This window comes from Lentimicrobiaceae bacterium, assembly GCA_023227965.1.
Lineage (GTDB): Bacteria > Bacteroidota > Bacteroidia > Bacteroidales > JALOCA01 > JALOCA01.
In genome coordinates, this window is the sequence record JALOCA010000010.1 from 50,950 (window position 1) to 68,486 (window position 17,537).

The following is a 17,537-nucleotide window of genomic DNA, read 5'->3' on the forward strand; positions in this document are numbered from 1 at the left end:
ATCAGAAAGGACGTAGCGCCAAACCCACAGAAATCGGGTAGGTATCAGGTCCTTTCCCGTCTTTAAACAAGGAAGAAAGAGAATAATATCCCATTACGTTAATCCATTTATAACCTACTTCTGCCTTGATTCCGTAACGCATGGATTCAATATTGGGGATCTTATTCATTTTAACGGAATAAGAATCAAATTGATTGTCATTATTAAAATCCATATATTCGTCGCCTTTGTACTTGGTATGGCTGCTTAGCAAAAATCCAATTTTAAAACCTAAAGCCGCCCTGAATTCGCTCTTGCTTTTATAGCGAAATTCCATTGGTATATCGAAATAGGCTATCGAAATTTTATTTTTTTTATAATTTACCTTATGTATATCCCCGTTAATTGTAACTGAATCAGGTATTTTATCGAAGTAAGAGATATTATTTGTGTCTACTTTGGGTAATGCATTGCTATGAAAATTATGTGTGCCCAGTCCGATTCCGATAGCAAAGCTAAAGGGTGTTTTGCCGCTTTTACCAATAGGAGAATTATAGGTAAAATAATAGTTTGTTCCTATGTTGATTGTTTTTGCTGTGATATTGTCGGGAACATTCATCCATATATCGGTAAAAACATCCATTCCTGTACTAAATTTTTCGCTTTTTACCGTCGGAACGTTTTCGTTATTTTCATTTTGAGCAAAAACATAAGAAAATGAAACCATTAGAATAATTACAAGAAAAATTTCTTTTTTCATCTTACGGGGGGGTTGGTTTATACAACATACTTGGTATGCAAATATACGTAGAGTTCGAGAATTTGTTGCAGACAAAAGAAAATTTATTTACAAAAAAAGCCGCTCTGGTTAAGAAACGGCTTCAGCGTGGAAAAACAGGGGAAAAACCATCCTAATTTTACTAGGCTGGTGTATGTTGATTAAATTTAGTGTTTTTATAAAAATATTTCATATAAACATAACCGGCTACAGGCGTTAAAAATATACCTATCAGCAAGCATTTAAGCCCTCCGGAACTCATTTTTTCACACAGGTTAATGAAGGGCAGCAGTAAAACAATATAAGCGATAAGAAGAAAATCCAACCACATAGTTTCTTTTTTAGATTATTTTTTTCACATAGCCATCTTTTTCACAAATTGGGCACATAATACCCTTTTTGGAAGTAACATATCCGCACCTACGGCATTTATAAAAGTGCATTACATCGCTCTTCTTTTTAATAAACCGAGGTATTCGCAAGCCGATTTTCATTTTGGAAATGTTATGCAACAAAATTATAATTAAAAACTTGAAAAATATCCGCGACTTTTCAAACGTATGGTTTTAGCAGAAATTCGTATGGTTTTTCAAGAAAAGCGCTAAAATGGATTCTAACAAAAATAAAAATTCCTCTGTTGAACCGCAGAGGAATTTTTTGTGGGCCCACCTGGACTTGAACCAGGGACCACCTGATTATGAGTCAGGTGCTCTAACCAACTGAGCTATAGGCCCGGATTATTTTTATCAATCTTTTGGCAAAAGTATAATTTATTAATGAATTTACAAATACCCGGAACAAATTTTATCTATATAATTGTATTACTGCTATTTATCTGTAATGTTTTTATAATGATAATATCTGTCGTATATTTCATTAACAAAATTGTAAGTGATTTTTCCCGGACAATATCCGAACAAAACTACCGAATCATTATAGTACTTAGGATTTGATTTTTGCAACATATATCCATCAACATTGTTCGACCACATATCGGGATCCTTTTTGTATTTCAGGGCAAGTCGCCTGGCATCCATAACATGTCCTATACCGACATTATAAGCAGCTAATACAAATTTTATCCTTTCATCCTTATCGGGGATATCTTCAAATTGTTTTTCTATTAGTACCAGGTATTTTACTCCGGCTTTAATATTGCCGTCTGGGTGAGAATATTGAGAAACTCTGTATTTTCTGGCAGTTTGTGGCATCAGTTGCATTAAACCGAAAGCACCATTGGAGGATACGGCATCAGGTTGAAATGCCGATTCTTGATAAATTAGTGAAGCCAGTAAACGCCAGTCCCATCCTATTTCACGGCTATGTTTCCGGATAATTTTATCGTATGGCGAAATAATACCTTTGCTTATATTTTCATACTCGGAATGGGCAAAGCCACTGGCTTTACTTTGCTGGAAATATTTGTTATAAGTCAATTTATATTGACGGGTTGTTTTGTACTGCGTTAACCAGTCGTTCATCGCATGCCGCAGGTGTGTTGAACCTTTTTGTACCGCCCAGCCCATGTTTTGCGGAAAACTGACTGCCGTTTGTATATCTAAGTTTGGATAATTACGTTGATACACTTTTGCTACATGCTCATCGCAAATGGTATATTTTATTTTCCCTTTGGAAACAAGAAAAGCCAGTTCTTCAACTGTGCTGGTGGGATCTTCGATAAGTGTTATGGAATCGCCTATTTCTTCCTGAAGATTGCGAACCCTGTCTGCATATACAGAACCTTTTTGTACAATTATGGTTGCCCCTCCCAATTGGAGTGGATTACGTACGCATTGCCATTTTGCACCTTTTAACGGTTTTTTTTGCACCAAGACTTGTCGTGCCTGCAAAATAGGTACTGAAAAATCGTATTTTTTACTTCTGCTGTACGTTTGCGTGAGGTCCATAGCCACAATATCGCAAAACCCATTGTTCAGGCATTCAAAGGCTTTGTTAATATCGTTATTTACAATAATCTCCAGTTCAACGCCCAGATAATCGGAAAACGATTTCAGTAATTCATACTGGTATCCAAGAGGTTCTCCTTTGTAAATAAAATAATTAATAGAATTAAAATCCGTGGACGCTACAATTTTTCCCTTGGCTTTGATTTTTTGTATTACAAAGCGACTTTCAGCATCGGTAAGCATTTCTTTTTTTTCTTTGCTCCTGCATGCTATTAATGAAAAAAGAAGCAGCATAAGAACAACGAACCCATAAGGAAGATGTCGGAGTTTTTTCATCTTTGCTTTTTGATAATTAAACGGTTGCAAAGATATAAAATTATCAGGTTGTTTTTCGGTACCTGTTTATGGCTATCGCCAAGGCAAGAACAGCCAATGTACACAATGCCAGGAATGGCTGAATAATATCCTGAAATTCACTTCCTTTCAACAATACATTTCGCATTATTTTTATGAAATACATTACCGGATTTATCGAATTAATATATTGAGCCCACCATGGCATACTCTCAGCCGGAGTAAATAAACCGCTCATCATGATGAAAACTATCATAAAAAACCATGACAGAAACATGGATTGCTGTTGCGTTTGCGTAATGGTTGACATCACCAAGCCGATACCAGCCATAACTATCAGATAAACTGCGGCTGCACCAAATATCAGCCCTAAGTTACCCACGATGGGAATATTAAACATGAGTTTTGCCAAAAACAGTCCGAATGCTAGTTCGGCAATTGCTAAAAACCAAAACGGGAAGAGCTTTCCGGCAATAAACTGGTATTTCTTGATGGGTGTAACATTAATTTGTTCAATTGTACCGATTTCTTTTTCCCGTACCATATTCATTCCCGATAAAAATAATCCTATTAAGGTAACCAAAATCACCAGAATACCCGGAACCATATAGGTTTGGTAATTTAATTCCGGATTGTACCAGAATGATCTTTCAATTGTTACCGGTGGCTGTACCTGTATTCCGAGAAATGACGATACCACCAGTTCCGAATTGTAATCTCTGGCAATGGATGTGGTGTAGGCATTCATCAGGGCGGCAGCACTACCATTAATTGCATCATTTACAATTTGTATCTTAGTTTTTCCTTCTTTTTTCAAACCCTTTTCAAAACCGGAGGGTATCATCAGTATCTGGTCTGCTTTTCTATTATAAAGGGCTTCTACGGCTTTTGCATACGAAGGACTATCTCCAACAATTTTGTAAAATGGTGAGCCCTGGTACTTCATGATTAACTGGTGCGAACAGGTACTTTTATCAGCATCAACAAGCAATATACGTATTTGTCTGATTTCAAAGGTGGTTGCGTAAGCCAGTATAAGTAATTGTAATAAAGGCATTACAAAAATAATTGGCAACATTGAACGATTGCGAAATGTTTGTATGAATTCTTTTTGTATTATAAACAATATTGTTCGCATAATATTGATTGTACTTGTCTTTGGTTTTTTATCAATTTTTTAATTCCTGAAGCCTGATTTTGAATTTTTTTATACTAATAAAAATAAATAATAGCGTCATTAAAAATAGAATCAGCGTCTCTTTCCAAATATAAGAAAAGCTGCTTCCTTTTAATATTATAGATTTAATAATTATGATAAACCATTTAGGGGGCATTAGCTGACAAACCCATTGCAAAACAACGGGCATATTTTCGATAGGATAAATAAAACCGGAAAGCAGCATCGTGGGCAGCATGAGTGCAACCATAGAAATCATCATCGCTACCTGCTGAGTTCGGGTAAGCGTAGAAATGAGAATACCTAAGGATAATGCCATGATAATAAACAATATGGTTTCACCTAATAAAAGCAGATAACTCCCCTGCATAGGCATTTTAAAAATCACAAATCCCATCAGCAAAATGATAACGGCAATAATAAATGAAAATAAAAAATAGGGAATTACCTTACCAATGATGATTTGTGCAGGTTTTAAAGGTGATACCAGCAAAACTTCCATGGTTCCCATTTCCTTTTCACGGACAATAGAAATAGAAGTCATCATGGCCGAAATAAGCATTAGCAATATGGTAATGGTTCCGGGAACAAACATAAAAACACTTTTTAATTCCGGGTTAAACAACATTTTCACTTCAGAGGTAATGGTAACCGGAACCGGACTAAGTTTCAGCAATTCTTCCTGATAGTCATTTATGATAGAAGAAGTGTAGTTAACTATCAGGTTGGCGGTATTGGGATCTGAAGCATCCGCAATAAGCTGAATATGCGCTTTTTGGTTTTTTTCAAAATTTTCGGCAAAATGATTTTCGAAAATCACTACTTCTTTTATCTTACCCTTGCGAAAGCTGGTTTCAATATCCTTTTCACTGTTAAGGTTTTCGGAAAGAACAAAATACCCCGAAGAAAGTAATTTACGGGTAATGTCTTGTGTCATATAATCTTTAGAATGGTCGAGGATAGAAATCTTTGCATCACGGATGTCGGTTGTGATGGCAAAACCAAAAATGAGCACCTGTACTACTGGCATTCCAAAAAGGATGATCATGGTTCTCACATCCCGGAATATATGATAAAACTCCTTAATAATGAATCCTTTCATGCGGTTTATTTTTTACGGGCAAGGGTTAAAAACACTGCATCCATCGAATCGGCTTTGTAATGGGTTTTAAGATTTGCAGGAGTATCAAGGGCTTCAATACCACCATCAACCATAATGCTTACCCTGTTACAATATTCTGCTTCATCCATATAATGGGTGGTAACAAAAACCGTAATACCGTTTTGGGAAGCCTCATAAATCATTTCCCAGAACTGGCGCCGGGTTACTGGGTCAACGCCTCCTGTTGGTTCGTCGAGAAAAACAATTTTGGGGTCGTGCATTATGGCTATCGAAAATGCCAATTTCTGTTTCCAGCCTAAAGGTAAGGATTTTAAAATAAAATTTAATGAATTATTTAATTCTAATTTGCTGATTAACTGCTCTGTTTTGTCTTTTATCTGTATGCGTGAGAGTCCGTAAATACCCCCGAAAAAGCGGAAATTTTCTTTCACAGTCAAGTCGTCGTACAAAGAAAACCGTTGGCTCATGTATCCTATATTTTTCTTTATTTTTTCGGTCTGCGTGTAAATATCATATCCGGCTACTTTCACAATACCGGAGGTTGGGGTTGACAGTCCGCACAAGATTTTCATAGCCGTGGTTTTTCCGGCACCATTAGCACCGAGAAATCCAAAAATTTCTCCTTTTCTAACAGTAAAAGTCAGGTGGTCGTTCGCAACAAAGTTCCCAAACTTTTTTACCAAATTTTCAACCCAAATGATATTTTCCTCCGCTGTTTCCATTGTTACTCTTTTCGCATTAAAGCCATAAAACAGTCTTCTATAGTCGCTTTTACCTGTTGAATATGTACGTCTGTGTGATTTTTTTCCTGACAAAACCGAATAATATCCTCGGTTACGATGTCGTTTGCCGAAGCCGACAGATGAATGGTATCGCCAAAGGCAAATGCCGATTTTATCCCAGGCAGTAGTCGTAGATCGTGAAGTAGCCGATACATATTGATAGCTTTCACAGCCCATAAAGATTCGCCATACTTATTCATAATTTCATCAGGGGTATTGATAATAAGTATTTTCCCTTTTTGAATCAGGGCAACCCTATCGCACAAACTTGCTTCATCCATGTAGGGGGTTGAAACAAAAATCGTAATTCCGTTACTTTTCAATTTTTTAAGCATTTCCCAGAATTCTTTCCTTGAAACAGCATCCACCCCGGTGGTAGGTTCATCCAAAAAAAGTACCAATGGCTTATGGATCAATGCACACGAAAGTGCCAACTTTTGCTTCATCCCACCGGATAGTTTTGCCGCTTTTCGTTTTTTAAACGGTTCAATCTGCACATAAATATCGCGGATAAGAGAATAATTCTCCTCAACAGTAGTATGAAATGCTGAAGCAAAAAAACGAAGATTTTCTTCCACCGAAAGATCAGGATATAATGAAAATCTGCCCGGCATATATCCAACTATCTTCCGGATTTCCTTATAGTTTTTAACCACATCCCAACCTTCTACAGAACAGGTACCTGCATTGGGAAGCAACAGTGTGGTGAGTATGCGGAAAAGGGTAGTTTTTCCTGCACCGTCGGGCCCTATGCATCCAAACAATTCTCCTTTGGACACTTCAAGGTTAATGTTTTGCAAAGCATTAACCTTTCCATAATTTTTATCCACATTTTTTACAGAAACCGAGATATTGTTATCAGCCATCGTAGATGGATTAATTTCCAGATTATCTTTTTACGTAAAACATGCTATTGCTGGGTTCGTGTCCACTCGGTTGTTCTGCCTAATCCCATCCACGATTTGCCAATATAACCTCTAACCATCAATTTATCAAGTTTTTCCATTCTAATCTTACAATTGTACGCCTTTCCTTCCTTGGGATCGTAAATGGTTCCTTCCACCCATTGCCCGTCTTCCCAAATAAAATGGCTCATAATAATCAGCCCGAGCGTAGGACGGTTGCGTTTGGTGGGGTCTGGATTTCGTTTGTCAAGCTTGGGTTTATGGGTTTCGGTGTCAATAGGTTCTTTCAGCCATATTATTTTACCATAATATTTATCTTTTTGTTTATAAATTTCTATTTTGGCATCTTTTTCACCGTTAAACCAAATCCCCACTACATCATGGGCTTTAATTGTTTGTGCGAAGAGACTCTCTCCCCATAACATTACGATAATTACATAAAATAAGCAACTAATTTTTTTCATATTATCTATTTTTAATTAAGTTTATTAATTGAAAAATTTACTTCACCTGGCATAGAAATTTTAAGGGTTCCGTCGTTTACCACCCTTACTTTCAAGGCATACACCAGGTTAACCCTTTCTTCCTTGGTCTGAATAATTTTGGGAGTGAACTCCGCCTTATCGGAAATCCAGCAAACGATGCCTTCCATATTTCGGTTTTCCTTTTCATTTTTATCAACCATAACCTGCACCTTTTGCCCTAAGGAGATACTGGATAGTTGTGCACCGCTGATGTACACTTTTAGATATATATTCCTCAAATCGGCTATTTTATACAAAGCTTTCCCGAGGGTAGTAATTTCGTTTTCTTCTGCATATTTACTTAATATAGTGCCTTCAACGGGGTTAATCAGAATGCATTTTTTCAATGAAAGGTTTGCCTGAGCTATTTGTTTGGTGATGGAATGGATTTCTTCATTAATTCCGGAATATTGACTGACAATGGAGGCAATTTGTTTTTCAACCAAACGTATGCTGGCATTTATATCATCTAATTGCTTGGTAGTTGCAGCATTGTCCTTTATTAATTGTTCCACCCGGTTTTTTTCTATAAGCAGATTGTCTTTTTGCTGCAATTGAACATCTACCTGTGAAGCCACGTTGCCCAGCTTTGCTGTAATGGCTTTTCGCTGTGCTACGAGTACCTGTTTTTTCAGGGAAATGTCTGCCGAATCAATATAGCCCACAATGGTGTTAGCCGCCAGGCTTTGTCCTTCTTCAATGTTAAATTTCAGCAATTTGCCAGTGGCTTCTGCCGAAATGGTAATTTCTGTGGCTTCAAAATTTCCGTAAGCATCCGATTTTTCTTTTTCGAGAGAACAAGATGATAAAAATGTTATAAAAATAAAATATAAATATATTTTTTTCATACAAATATTATTTAATATATTCCATTAGTAATAAGATAATCGGCTATTGATTTTTCGAGTTGAATTTTATGACTTTCCATATTAAGTTTTGCCTGTAACATATTATTAAGCTCAGTAACATATTCAGTAGACGTAATCACTCCGTTATCGAGCTGTGAAGAGCAAGTTTGAACAATGGAAGACCGCAAAGCAATAATTTCCTTATCTTTTTCTATTAGTTCAACATATTTACTAACGTTGTGTTTTTGTTGCTCGGATAGTATTTTTATATTTTTATTAAAATTGTTTTTTTGCGATTCCACAATTTTTTTCTGTACATCGAGCCATTGGTTATCTTTTTTATTTTGATTCCAATTCCATATGTTCCAGCTGAGTTTTGCCCCAATTAGGTAGTATGTATCGAAATCGGCTTTAAACATATCCAAGCCAGGTCTTCCGTATCCAGCTTGGCCAATGGCAACCAGGCGGGGCATGGTTTTTACCCTGTTAAGGCTTTTCATGGCATCCAGTCTTCGCATCTGCATGTCGAATACATTCATTTCTATCCTTTTATTTTCGAATACACAGGAAGCGGCATTGTTTGTGGGAAGTACAAACACCGTGGAATCGTCAATTGTTTCACCTATCATTTCGCCCAGAACTGCCAGTAAGCCCTTCCGTCCTTCCTGAATTTCCACTATCTGTTGTTCAATCCTTAACATTTCAGCTTTCAGGATGTTTGCATTAGAGGGCAAAACAATACCATTGCGTATGCCTGATTCCGTTTTGTCCAGTTTATTTTGCAAATCTTTTAAATTTACTTTGAGGAGTTTTTCATTTTCCTGCAAAAGCAAAACGGTAAAAAACGACTGGCTGATTTTGTCTTTTATCTGGTACAAATCTGCTTCTAATTTCTGCTGATCAACCTGTAATGTTATTTTTTCAATATTTTTTAGTTGACGGGTATTTCCGCCGTCATAAACATTCTGGTTTATGTCGAGGGTCATTTTGTATTGGTCCTTCTTCATTTCCTCAATCTGCAGACCTGGAATTTTTACAGGTATGCTGGTAATGTCGCTTTGCAGGGTTGCCTGTCCGTTCAGATAAATTGCAGGCATATAATTAATATTCAAACCTTTTAATTTAAAATCCATAGCGTCAGGCAACCATTGCCGTTGTTTTACCAAAGGGGAATTATCTGTTGCACGTTGTATACAATACGCAAGGGTAAAGGGTTGTGAATGCTGGGCAAAAGAGGCAGTTCCCCAAAATATTAGAAGAAAAAACAGAGTATGTTTCATTGCAAAAGCCTTTTAAACCAAAATTTATACAACGGGTTTTAACGATTCCATCATTATAGAAGGGATTAAATCAATTCGTTCATTAATAAAGCTATTGTATTCGATATTGGCAAAATTTAAAATCACACCTTCAATAATCGGGCGTGCGACAAATGGAAAAATTGTAAGAGACAAAAGGTTTACAATAATCTGGCAAGGTGCCATCGGACGGATATTACCTTGTTCTATTTCTTTATTTATCTGGTCGAAAAAAACTTTGGGTATTTCCGCAGAGTTTTTTAATGTTCCTCCTTGTTTAATATAACTGACTATTTTTTCGGGATGGCGGTTTAATTCATGTAAGATAAATGAAGGGATAAAAGGATTTTCGAAAAACATTTTAGAATAGGCTTTTGCGAATAAAATAAATTTTTCCCTCAGGGGCAGTTCGTTATTAAGTATGCCTAATACCTGAGGAACGAATTTTGAAAAAGTATCATTGAATACAGCATCAAATAACTTTTCTTTACTTCTGTAGTAGTAATGTAAAAGCGATTTATTTATCTGCGCTACATCGGCAATATTCTGCATTCGTGTTCCATCGAAGCCTTTTTCGAGGAAGACTTTTTTTGCAGCCTCCATTATTTGGGTTTCTGTATTCATTATTTTCTCTTCCATATCTGCATTGTTTAAATTAAATTTTTTAGTTTAATTTTTAGTTTAACTAAAAGGACAAAAATAAAACATTTTTTAATAGAAAAAATAAAAAGCTATTTTTTTTATTCCAAATATAAAAAGCGCATAACCATATGATTATGCGCTTTTTATTGTACAAAAATAATTTAATTTATCCTACTACGGGAATTTTAATTTTTTGTCCGGGTTTTAGTTGATTTGAATTAAGAATGTTATTTATCTGTTTGATTTGATTTACTGTAACACCCGGATATTTATTGGCAATTCCCCACAGTGTGTCGCCGATTTGTACGGTGTAATGGGTAAAACGTTCTTTTACAAGCTGTTTTTCAGTACTATCCGTAATATTTTGCTGAGATTTTTGATTGGGGTCAATTGGTGCAGGACCCGAAACTATTAATTGTTGCCCGGGATGTATTGTAGTTTCTTTGAGATCGTTCCAAACGATAATATCTTTTACCGAACACTTATATTGGCTGGCTATGACAGCAAGGTGTTCGCCGGAAATTACAGTATGGTAAACGGTTTCCCTGTTACTTGCTGCTACCTGGCTGGGGTCTTTATCAAGTGAAGGAGAATCCTGCAGCACTGCTTCCCTATACACTACAAGTCGCTGTCCTCGTTTTATATAGCTCTTTCTGAGGTGATTCCAGCGTTTTAAATCTCCCATCGAACATCCATAACGTTTTGCCACCATTGCAAGGGTTTCGCCATTTTTTACTTTATGAAATATTTTTTCGGATGCAGGTGCATTTTTAAGTAAAGAAAGTAGTTTTTCCCTTTCTACCCCTTTTGAAGTGGTATATTGATACAGGGCTGTTTCGTTATTGATAAAATCGGCTATATATTTTTGGGGAAGTCTTAAATAATAGGTTTCGTCCTTGGTAGAAGGAATAATTCCACGCATGTAGCAGGGATTCAGAAAATCAATATCTTCTCTGGGAATATTGAGTTTCTCGCTTATTTGATCAAAGGAAACCACATCCTTAACAGCAACGGTATCAATTTCGTAATGCATAAAAGCCGGAGCTATGGGATAAATATTATGTTCGGTGGCATAATTAATAACGTAGTTTACTGCTATAAATGCAGGCACATACCCTTGAGTTTCGCGTGGGAGGTAGGGTTTTATCTGCCAGAAATTCATTTTTCCACCCGAACGGCGTATGGCTTTGTTTACATTCCCCGGTCCTGAATTATATGCTGCTAATACTAACAACCAATCGTTATATATTTTATAAAGATCTTTCATATGCCTGCAGGCAGCCACGGTTGATTTGTACGGGTCGCGTCTGTCATCTACAAAGGAGGTAACTTTCAGCCCGTACGGTTTACCTGTTCCATACATAAACTGCCATAATCCCGATGCTCCCACTTTTGATTTTGCTTTTGGAATCAAAGCGGATTCAATTATAGCAAGGTATTTTAATTCGAGTGGCATATCAAAACGGTCGAGTTGTTCCTCAAATAAAGGAAAATAAAATTCCATTAAGCCTAACATACGAGCGGTAAGTCCCTTACGTTTAACTGCATATAAATCAATATACTGTTTGACGTCTTTGTTATAAGTAAGCTCGATGGGTGATTTCGCATTGAGCAACGCAATACGTTCAAAATAAATAGAATCAGAATAAGTGGGGGTAAAGTCGGGGGGAAAGTTGTACTTGTTTAAGCGGGCTATCTCGGTTGTAAATGATGAATTTTCGAAATATTTATAATTGGATAAACTATCAAGCATTGCTACTATGGGGTCGTCCTGTATAAATTCCTGCTTGGTTTTTATTGAATCATCAACCGGAATAAACCTACCAGCCGATAATGATTCAGTAAAAAAAGCAAATACCAATATTATCAGTAAATAACTGTGTTTCATGAAATTCTTTTTTCTACGCTTAAATAACGAGCCTTCAATCTTTTATCACGAAAGCAATCCTATACAATAACAATAAAAAGCCCGATTTATTGCCCTACAAAAATAAGTTACAAAAATTAAAAAATCCAGTTTTTAGAAAGGATAGAATAAAAATAAATTAGTAATTTGCTGTATTAAAAATAATTAACAATCAAATTGTGAATAAATTATTTTCCGGAAAATGATAATGCAGAAACTAAAAAGTCCAATCTGATTATTGTTCCTTGTTTTTATCTTCTTCTTTATTTTCTCCTTTAGATGCATCTTTAAATTCGCGGATGCCTTTGCCCAAACCCCGCATTAATTCGGGGATTTTTTTGCCACCAAAAAGCAAAACAACTACCAAAACGATAAGAAGTATTTCAGTTACACCAAATTTACCCATGATTTCCTTATTTTTTTACAAAATTAATAATAATTGAATAACTATTGTATTTATCTGGCTATCCATGAAGCCGGGTTTAAGGTTGTTTTTCCTTTCCATAATTCAAAATGCAATTCTGTTTTTCGGCTTTCAGGATGGGTGTAAACCGATCCGAGGTTTTGCTTAGTTGACACTTTTTCGCCTTTGGATACATATACCTCCGAAAGGTTGGAATATACTGTAAGAAACTCTCCATGGCTAATGATTACCACGTGGTTATAATTAGGTATAGTTATTACGCTGGAAACAGTACCTTCAAAAACAGAGCGAACTTTGGCACCGGGGTGGGTGGTTATGTTTATTCCGTTGTTTTTGATTTTTATCCCTTTTAGCAATGGGTGCTCATGCTCACCATAACTGCCTGAAATAAATCCATTTTCGCTGGGCCAAGGCAAATTACCTTTATTGGCTGCAAAACTGCCCGATAATGCTTTCTCGGCAGGAGTATAGGTAATGGCTTCCGGATCAATTTTTTTACCTGCTTTTTTAGCTACTTCTCTTGATTTTCTTATCTCCTCGGCAATAATATTTTCAATGGCTGCCTGTAATTTACGGGCTGAACTTTCCTGTTCTTTAAGGCTGGCAAGTAACTTTCGCTCTTTCTGTGTCAATTGACGAAGGGTTTTGTTTTGTTCTTCCTTTTCGAGGGTAAGTTGCAAATTTTCTTTTTCGTTAGTTCTGAGAAGCAATAACTTGGCTGCTTTTCTGCTATTAAGTTCCGCTATTTTGCCATCAAGTTGTTTTTGTGTCTGCTGGATGAGCCGGGATTGCTCTTTTCGGTAAGTACTGTATTGCTGGAAATACTTAATCCGCTGGTAAGCCTGATTAACACTTTCGGAGGCGAAAATAAACATCAGCCGGTTGTAAAAATTTTTATTTTTATATGCGTAATAAATCATTTTTGCATACTCATCTTTAAGGTCTTTTAACTCTCTTTTCAGACGCATTACTTGAGATGAATTTGTTTGAATTTGTTTTTCAACATTTTGTAGTTCATCTGCAATAGTGGAAATCAATTCCACTCGCTTAGTAATTTTCTTGTTTAAAATCACAAGCTGGTTGAGAGAGACTTTTTTATTTTTTTTTGTTTCGCCTAAAAGTTTGTTAGTATATTGAATTTCATTTTCAATTTTCGCCTTTTTCTTTTGCAGTTGTTCCTTTTTATTCTTGTTTTGTTGGGCGTTAACGTAGGAAACCGGAAACAGCAACGGGATAATCCCAAAAGTAATTCCCAAAAGAAATAATTTATATTGCATTGTTTTACAGTTATCTAACATTGATTGCCAATTTTAAAAAGCGATTAAAATTATTGAATTCTTTGATAATTTTCAGGAATCCGGAAATAAATTGAGAAGGGTTCGTCAATTTTAATTTTGGAATTATGCATTTCAATATCAATTTTTTTCTCTGCTTCAATGTGGTACGAAACTTTGACCGGGAAAAATTGCTCGCCGTTTTTGGCAAATTCCTGGTAGTTTGCATCCATTTTTTTGTTTTCGTATTGGGTTTCTTTAAGCGAAATCCGTTTAATTTTAAAATTCTCAGGGTCGAGCCATATGTTTTGTATCAATACAATTAAAGCTTCATTTTCGTGCCGGATAAATTTTTTCAACTTTTGCCTCCCAATGGTATTTAGCTTATAAAAATGGTTTTCGATACCCGCCTTAAATTTATCATTTTCGTAATAAGAAAGGTCGTTACCCACAATCAGCGACTGTAACATATCAAAATCAACGGCATTATTTATTAACACATTGATATACTGAAAATCAGCATCATAATAAGTCTTTTCAATACGATTGATCATTTTCACGGAGTCGGGGGTAATCAATATCCTTAGCATTTCTATTCCCAAAGCAGGCGAAACAGAAATCCAGATAGCACTATCTTTTACAATACGGCATTGACCATTAAAGGAAATTTTATCTTTATTTTCAATATAATTCGCTGAAAAATTAAATGAAAGGTGTTTAAATTTTATTTCACTATTTTTTAGATTTGTAAAAATATATTCAGAACCATACTCTTTTAGTGGTACACGAATAGATTTTTTTACAGGGCTGCATGATGCAATTATAACTATCAGAAAAATATAGTAAATATTTTTTTTTAAATATTTATTCATACAAATTACGATCTTTTATTTTTCGAAGCAAAAATTCTGAACCTTTACCTGCGGCATGCGCTTTTCCCCAATACAGGATGGCATTTTCAGTGTCATTAAGTTTGAAAAGAATATCTCCGAAATGTTCAAGCATTACCGGGCTGGAATTATTGTTTTTTTGCAACGCCTTTTCCATCCATGATTTTGCCTCGGCTAAACGTCCCAACTTATACAGTACCCAGGCATAAGTATCCTGATAGGAAGCGTTGTCGGGCTCAATGGCATTGGCATGCCTTGCCATATTTTCTGCTTTGTCCAAGCGTTCGTCACGCAGTGCCAGATAGTAACTGTAGTTATTTAGCACATATGTATTATCAGGATTAAGGGCAAGGGATTTTTCATAAAATTCGTCGGAAGCAGCATAATTCTTCAGTTGGTAATAGGCGTCGCCGAGGTAGGTATTAAATTCAATAAGCATAGCGCTGTCGCCGACAACTAACGGAATTCCTTTTAAAAAAGCATCGGTAGCCTGTTGGTAATTTTTAAGTTGAAAATGTGCCACACCATTGAAAAGGTACAAAACGGGTTGGTTTACAAATAGCACAAGGGCATTTTCACTTTCCCTGGCAACAGCCTCAAAATTATTAAGCTGGGCTTCTAATCTGATCAGTTGCTCCCAAACAATATAGCGGCTGCTATCCGAAGCCAATACAATTTTAAATTCATTTCTTGCTTCGGAATATTTTTTTTCCTGAACAAGAAAATCGGCATACAAAGCATGTGCAGCAGGCTCGCCGGGATGAGTTTCTATCAATATTTTTACCAAAGAGAAGGCTTCATCTTTCCACTGGTAATTTAATTCATTAATATTAAAGTAAGTAACAAGCAAATGTATTTTCGTTTCCAGATCGAGCCTGGAGTTGGCAAACCCAAGTTTTAATTCGTTATAAAAATTTTCTTTATCGCCTTTCTGACGGTAATATTCAGATAATGAAATGTGGATATAAGGATTATCGGGTTCTATTTCAAGAATTTTTTTGTAAATAGGAAAAGCTTTTCCCTGCATTTTGTTATTCATGTACAACTCGGCAAGCATAGAATAGTATCTGCTTTCGCCGGGATACTGCTGAATAAGCTGCTGCAATTCGTTGGCAGCATTATCTAATTTATTGATAAACAAATATATTTTTTGTTTTTGTGCAGTAATTTCTTCTGTCTTGCCTATTTTTTGCTCGAGCCGGTTATATACTTCAACAGCCTCGGCATATTTAGCCTGAAAAATATAAACAGAGGCAAGACTTTGGTAATAGTCGCTGTTTTCGGGTTCGTTTTTAATAAGTTTGTTGTAAATTTTTACCGATTCAGAATACTTTTCATTCTTCAGGTTTAAGTCGGCAAGCAGGAGCAAATACCATTTATTATCGCCATCAATCTGGGATGCTTTTTCAGCATAAGCCAATGCCGTGTGATAATCATTGGCTTCATTAAATAACCTTGCAAGTTCAAAGTAAGCGGCATCATTTTGCGGGTCGAGGTTAATACTTTGAGAAAATAATTGTATAGCCTGCTGTTTGTTATCAAGCGCTTTTTGGTTAATTCCATCGAAAAACAGGGAAGTTGCCCGCGTTTTTGCCTGGTTGGATATTTTTTTCTCGGGATGTGATTGCACGTTTTTTTCGGCACTTTTACATCCATAAAAAGAAATAATTATTAATGCAAAATAATATATAAATGTCTTTTTAAGCATTCGATGTTTTTTTAATGGTAGTATAATCTCCTATGCTCACATCCAAAATTTCGCCACTGTATTCCACAAAATTACCTATCATGGAATTGTCAATATTTGCATTCAGAATATGGGAATGGCTTTCAATAATGCTGTTGGTAACGATAGAATGGCTGATGAAGGTATTTTTCTCTACCGACACATGGGGACCGATGATGGAATTAACAATTTCTGTTTCCCGGCTGATGAAACATGGCGGAATGATGATGGAGTTAATGATTTTGGCATTTTCTGCTACCTGATTGCCCATTTGGGCTAATTCGAGAATACGCTGGTTAGTAAAAACAGTAGCGTCTTTATTTCCGCAATCAAGCCATTCGTTCACCCTGTCAATGGCAAAACGGGTACCTTTTTTCATCATATTTTGCAAAGCATCTGTAAGCTGGTATTCGTCGTTTTTTGATATGTTATTATCAACCAGAAACTGTATTTCGCTACGCAGGTAAGCTCCGTCTTTAAAATAATAGATTCCGACAATAGCCAGATCGGAAATAAAGTTTTGGGGTTTTTCGATAAAATCAATAATATAATTTTGTGCATCAAGTTTTACCACGCCAAATTGCTCGGGATTATTTACTTTGTGTACCCAAATTACACCATCTTCTTTTTCGTTAAGTGTGAAATCGGCTTTAAACAAAGTATCAGCATAAGCTACTGTTATTTTCCCTTCGAGCGAAGGTGCAGCACATAACAAAGCGTGTGCGGTACCCAGCGGTTGGTGTTGGTAGTATATTTTTGCTTCGGCGCCCAGTTTGGTGGCTATGTGGATGAGTTTTTCTTCTACTTCTTTTCCGAAATCACCGACGATAAAAGCAATTTCTTCAACGGTTTCGTTGCTGACTTTAACAATATCTTCCACCAAACGCTGAACGATAGATTTTCCGGCAATACTTATCAGAGGTTTGGGAAGAGTGAGTGTGTGTGGGCGCATCCGTTTGCCCATGCCCGCCATGGGAATTATAATCTTCATACCTGTAAC

General features: G+C 36.2%; 16 protein-coding genes and 1 tRNA gene. All 17 read right to left on the bottom strand.

The genetic code is table 11. The features are described 5' to 3' along the window. Position 1 precedes the first annotated feature (1 nt). The 17 genes from M0R21_05155 to M0R21_05235 all read right to left on the bottom strand — a co-directional run bounded on the left by M0R21_05155 (position 2) and on the right by M0R21_05235 (position 17,528). Entirely contained in the window at positions 2-739 is a 738-nt protein-coding gene (locus tag M0R21_05155) for a PorT family protein (GenBank protein ID MCK9617205.1), read from the bottom strand. 678 nt (positions 740-1,417) lie between these two features. Next, positions 1,418-1,491: transfer RNA gene (locus M0R21_05160), tRNA-Ile, on the bottom strand. A 93-nt stretch (positions 1,492-1,584) separates the two neighbouring features. After that, positions 1,585-3,000 carry a transporter substrate-binding domain-containing protein gene (locus tag M0R21_05165; protein MCK9617206.1) on the bottom strand — a complete coding sequence of 472 codons (1,416 nt, stop codon included), beginning with the start codon at positions 2,998-3,000 and terminating at the stop codon, positions 1,585-1,587. Positions 3,001-3,043: 43 nt separating this feature from the next. Further along, a complete protein-coding gene (locus tag M0R21_05170) occupies positions 3,044-4,096 on the bottom strand; it encodes an ABC transporter permease (GenBank protein MCK9617207.1) in 1,053 nt (350 codons plus the stop codon). A gap of 91 nt (positions 4,097-4,187) precedes the next feature. Further along, complete coding sequence (locus tag M0R21_05175) at positions 4,188-5,297, bottom strand: ABC transporter permease (GenBank protein MCK9617208.1); 1,110 nt, start codon at positions 5,295-5,297, stop codon at positions 4,188-4,190. Positions 5,298-5,302: 5 nt separating this feature from the next. Further along, a complete protein-coding gene (locus M0R21_05180; GenBank protein MCK9617209.1) occupies positions 5,303-6,040 on the bottom strand; it encodes an ABC transporter ATP-binding protein in 738 nt (245 codons plus the stop codon). A 2-nt stretch (positions 6,041-6,042) separates the two neighbouring features. Then, entirely contained in the window at positions 6,043-6,966 is a 924-nt protein-coding gene (locus tag M0R21_05185; GenBank protein ID MCK9617210.1) for an ABC transporter ATP-binding protein, read from the bottom strand. A 44-nt stretch (positions 6,967-7,010) separates the two neighbouring features. Continuing rightward, complete coding sequence (locus M0R21_05190) at positions 7,011-7,469, bottom strand: DUF2147 domain-containing protein (GenBank protein MCK9617211.1); 459 nt, start codon at positions 7,467-7,469, stop codon at positions 7,011-7,013. A gap of 11 nt (positions 7,470-7,480) precedes the next feature. Further along, complete coding sequence (locus tag M0R21_05195) at positions 7,481-8,377, bottom strand: HlyD family efflux transporter periplasmic adaptor subunit (protein MCK9617212.1); 897 nt, start codon at positions 8,375-8,377, stop codon at positions 7,481-7,483. A gap of 11 nt (positions 8,378-8,388) precedes the next feature. Continuing rightward, positions 8,389-9,657 (bottom strand): TolC family protein, encoded by a 1,269-nt coding sequence (locus M0R21_05200; protein ID MCK9617213.1) that lies wholly within the window; start codon positions 9,655-9,657, stop codon positions 8,389-8,391. Positions 9,658-9,681: 24 nt separating this feature from the next. After that, complete coding sequence (locus M0R21_05205) at positions 9,682-10,314, bottom strand: TetR/AcrR family transcriptional regulator (protein ID MCK9617214.1); 633 nt, start codon at positions 10,312-10,314, stop codon at positions 9,682-9,684. A 169-nt stretch (positions 10,315-10,483) separates the two neighbouring features. Further along, complete coding sequence (locus tag M0R21_05210; GenBank protein MCK9617215.1) at positions 10,484-12,205, bottom strand: LysM peptidoglycan-binding domain-containing protein; 1,722 nt, start codon at positions 12,203-12,205, stop codon at positions 10,484-10,486. 253 nt (positions 12,206-12,458) lie between these two features. Next, complete coding sequence (locus M0R21_05215) at positions 12,459-12,629, bottom strand: twin-arginine translocase TatA/TatE family subunit (protein MCK9617216.1); 171 nt, start codon at positions 12,627-12,629, stop codon at positions 12,459-12,461. Positions 12,630-12,679: 50 nt separating this feature from the next. Beyond that, the gene (locus M0R21_05220) at positions 12,680-13,924 is read right to left on the bottom strand and encodes a peptidoglycan DD-metalloendopeptidase family protein (GenBank protein ID MCK9617217.1); all 1,245 of its coding nucleotides are present in this window, start codon (positions 13,922-13,924) and stop codon (positions 12,680-12,682) included. A 50-nt stretch (positions 13,925-13,974) separates the two neighbouring features. Then, positions 13,975-14,793 carry a DUF4292 domain-containing protein gene (locus M0R21_05225; GenBank protein MCK9617218.1) on the bottom strand — a complete coding sequence of 273 codons (819 nt, stop codon included), beginning with the start codon at positions 14,791-14,793 and terminating at the stop codon, positions 13,975-13,977. After that, positions 14,786-16,519, bottom strand: coding sequence for a tetratricopeptide repeat protein (locus M0R21_05230; protein MCK9617219.1), 1,734 nt, complete (start codon positions 16,517-16,519; stop codon positions 14,786-14,788). The genes M0R21_05225 and M0R21_05230 overlap by 8 nt, the downstream gene beginning before the upstream one ends. Next, entirely contained in the window at positions 16,512-17,528 is a 1,017-nt protein-coding gene (locus tag M0R21_05235) for a sugar phosphate nucleotidyltransferase (protein ID MCK9617220.1), read from the bottom strand. The genes M0R21_05230 and M0R21_05235 overlap by 8 nt, the downstream gene beginning before the upstream one ends. Positions 17,529-17,537 lie beyond the last annotated feature (9 nt).